A 272-nucleotide genomic window follows, 5' to 3' on the forward strand; every position below is an offset into this window, starting at 1 on the left:
GCGGTCCCGACGGGATTTGAACCCGCGATCTCCTGCGTGACAGGCAGGCATGTTAACCCCTACACCACGGAACCGTATTTTTTTAGTTTTTAATTGCGGGAGCAGGATTTGAACCTACGACCTTCGGGTTATGAGCCCGACGAGCTACCAGACTGCTCCATCCCGCGATAATAATATTAAAAAGGAGGATAAGGGATTCGAACCCTTGCACGGTTTTACCCGCCTGACGGTTTTCAAGACCGTTCCCTTCAGCCGGACTTGGGTAATCCTCC

General features: G+C 51.8%; 3 tRNA genes. All 3 read right to left on the minus strand.

Features of this window, described 5'->3' with window-relative positions:
- Position 1 precedes the first annotated feature (1 nt).
- The 3 genes from AC4J95_RS21270 to AC4J95_RS21280 all read right to left on the minus strand — a co-directional run bounded on the left by AC4J95_RS21270 (position 2) and on the right by AC4J95_RS21280 (position 272).
- Positions 2-74 (minus strand) — tRNA-Asp (locus AC4J95_RS21270).
- Between the two features lie 19 nt (positions 75-93).
- Positions 94-167 (minus strand) — tRNA-Met (locus AC4J95_RS21275).
- 15 nt (positions 168-182) lie between these two features.
- Positions 183-272, minus strand: a tRNA-Ser gene (locus tag AC4J95_RS21280).

This window comes from Enterococcus sp. GPZ-007, assembly GCF_059374735.1.